The following is a 2,909-nucleotide window of genomic DNA, read 5'->3' on the forward strand; positions in this document are numbered from 1 at the left end:
ACGCTGCCGATCTCCCCCTTGAGGGGGAGATCGGCGCTCAAGCACCTTACTGCGACTTGGCAGGCGCCGTCGTTGCCTGCTCGCCCATCGCCTTGAGGTCGGCGGCTTCGCCTTCCTTCGACTTTTCCGGGACCTTGAACACCTGCCCCGGCCAGATGCGGTCGGGATCGCTGATCTGGTCCTGGTTGGCGAGGTAGATGGTCGAGAAGCGCACGCCATGGCCGTACACGCGCCGCGAAATCCGCCACAGCGTGTCGTGACGGCGGATGATGACGGCGCCATCAGCATGTTCGAGCTTGGGCGCCACGGTCTCGGGCACATCGCTTGGCGGCGTCGCCGCCGCCACGACGGCCGGAGCATCGGTGGCGGGAGCGGGCGTCGTGGCCGGAGCCGCGGCAACGGCCGGCGCCTCTGTAGCTGGTGCGGCAGGAGCAGGTGCCGGGGGCGCTTCGGCGGCAGCAGGTGCGGCCGGTTTTGCTTCGGCAGGCGCCACGGCGGCGATCGCTTCGCCCGGCTCGCGCTCGAACGGCACGGCGGCGCGGGCCACCACTTTCACCCCGTCGGCATCGAGACCGTCGACATGGATGGTGTAGCTGCCGACCGGAATGTCGCGCGTCGCCTCGACGAGGAAGTGGCCGTCCGGCGACGTCTGTGCGTCACCGAGCAGGATGTCGTTGGCATAGGCGCGAACCTTGCGGCCGGCATCGGCGAGGCCGGCGACAAAGATCTTGTTGCCGTCGATCTCGACCGCCTCGACGACGATCTTAGGCTCGGCCACGGCTGCCGCGGGCGGCGTCGCCGGCGCTGCCGGAGCCGGTGCTGCTTCAACCACGGCTGGCGCTGGTGCCGCCGGGGCGGCTGGTGCCGGAGCTGTGGCCGCGGGCGTTTCGGCTGCGGGAGCAGCCGGCGCGGCAGCCTGGTCGCCGGCAGCCGGTGCGGCCGGCTTTGTCTCGGGCGCGGGAACGGTGAGCAGTTCGGCCGGTTTGCCCGGCTCCTCGACCATGGCCAGAACCTGGCCGGCCGCATCCTTGGGAACAGAGACGACAGCGGTCTGCACCGAGGGCGTCACGACATCGCCCGTGGTCGCGCGCAGCGCAATCGTATAGTCGCCAGGCTTCAGCGGATCGTCGAGAATGATGACGAAGGCGCCATCGGGACCAGCTACGGTCGATCCAAGCACCGTCGAACCATTGAGGATCTCGACCTTTGCATTTGGAGCCGCATTGCCGGCGACGACGATCGAGCCATTGCTTTCGACGCGCACGACATCGAAGGACGGTGCGATCGGGCCGGCCGCAGCCGGGGCTGCCGGAGCCGCCGCATCCGTTGCCGGGGCGGCCGGTGCCGTTGCCTGGGGCACCGCAGCAGGAGCTGCCGGGACCTCCGCTGGCGGCAGCCGCGCTTCCGTGCCGGGATCGGCCGGTTTCGGCGCCGCGGGCGGCGTCAGCGCCGCCACGTTCGCCGGCGGCGTGTGATTGAGATACGGGTCGAGTGCGCCCGATACATAGGCGGTTCCCGCGGCCGCAACGGTCCCACCCGCCGCGAACAGGAACGCCTTCAATGGATTAATTGCCATACTTCCCTACCCCTTAGCCACCTAACGCCGGTCTAGCCTGTTTTGCCAAAGCCGACAAGAAAAAGCCCGCCCTTGTTAACCCTTGGGGCTTGACCGCGCTTTCAGACCCAATCACCAATCATCGTTATGAACACGATTCGATCCGTCTGCGTCTATTGCGGCTCGTCTCCGGGCCGCGATGAAACCTATATCAAGGCCGGACACCTGCTCGGGCGCTCGATTGCCAAAGCGGGACTGCGGCTGGTCTATGGCGGCGGCACCAAGGGTATCATGGGCGCTGTCGCCGAAGGCGCGCTCAAAGCCGGCGGCAAGGTGACAGGCATCATTCCACGCTTCCTGATTAACAAGGAAGCGACGGAAACCGCGCTGGACCGGCTCGATGAGCTCTTGATCACCGACAACATGCACGAGCGCAAACACAAGATGTTCGAGAAATCCGACGCCTTTGTGGCGCTGCCGGGCGGCATCGGCACGGTCGAGGAGATCGTCGAGGTCATGACCTGGGGGCAACTCGGCCATCATCGCAAGCCGATCGTCTTCGGCAATGTCGGCGGATTCTGGGATCCGATGCTGGCGTTGCTCGATCACATGGCCGCCGAGGGCTTCATCCACACCGCGCAGCGGGTCAAGCCGCTGGTCGTCGACGACCCCGAGGCGATCGTCGCCGCCATCATGGTGGCAGGGTCCTCCGTCGATGCGCCGACCGAGGGCGTGCAGTCGGTGATCGACAAACTTTAGGGGAGCAAAGGAGTAGGGCAGTAAGGCAATATGTGAATTGCCTGGAGTGTCTGCCCTACTGCCCTACTGCCCTACTGCCCTACTGCCCTACTGCCCTACTGCCCCAGCAGCCTGCCGCAAGCCGGCGATGACCGCGCGGCGGTCATGACGCCGCCAGGCAAGATAGATGGAAACCGTACGGTCGAACCACGGCAGGTCGCGAAACACGATCCGCGGCGGTGCGGCGGCACGCAGGCTGGCCTGCACCGTCGCCAGGCCGAGCCCGGCGCTGACCAGGCCGAGCGAGGTCAGCGGATCCGCCGTCTCATAGGCGATGTCGGGCAGAAAGCCGGCCTTGGCGCAGGCGGCGAGGAATTGACCACGATTGGTGTCGTCAGGCTGGCGCACGACGGTGATCCAGGTGCGACCGTCGAGGTGATGCGGCCCGATCTCTGATCCGTGAACGAGCGGATCATCTTCGGGGATCGCCAGCACCAGCGGTTCGTGCCGCAGCGCCATGGCGGCGACATCCGGGTCATCGTCGGCTGGCGGCGAGTAGACAAAGCCCAGATCCAGAGAGCGCTGCCGCAGTCCCTCCACCTGGGCGGCCGAACGC

General features: G+C 67.0%; 3 protein-coding genes. 1 reads left to right on the top strand and 2 read right to left on the bottom strand.

Features of this window, described 5'->3' with window-relative positions:
• Nucleotides 1–46: 46 nt before the first annotated feature.
• Nucleotides 47–1,576 carry a LysM peptidoglycan-binding domain-containing protein gene (locus tag EN935_RS29330; protein ID WP_127373894.1) on the bottom strand — a complete coding sequence of 510 codons (1,530 nt, stop codon included), beginning with the start codon at nucleotides 1,574–1,576 and terminating at the stop codon, nucleotides 47–49.
• Between the two features lie 126 nt (nucleotides 1,577–1,702).
• On the opposite strand from EN935_RS29330, the gene EN935_RS29335 reads away from it, so the two are divergent.
• Complete coding sequence (locus EN935_RS29335; protein WP_057143392.1) at nucleotides 1,703–2,314, top strand: TIGR00730 family Rossman fold protein; 612 nt, start codon at nucleotides 1,703–1,705, stop codon at nucleotides 2,312–2,314.
• Between the two features lie 87 nt (nucleotides 2,315–2,401).
• Here EN935_RS29335 and EN935_RS29340 read toward each other — a convergent pair.
• The coding region (locus EN935_RS29340; protein WP_164771419.1) for a LysR family substrate-binding domain-containing protein at nucleotides 2,402–2,909 on the bottom strand (508 nt) is incomplete at its 5' end.

The sequence above is a fragment of the Mesorhizobium sp. M7D.F.Ca.US.004.03.1.1 genome (assembly GCF_003998635.1).
Taxonomy (GTDB): domain Bacteria; phylum Pseudomonadota; class Alphaproteobacteria; order Rhizobiales; family Rhizobiaceae; genus Mesorhizobium; species Mesorhizobium loti.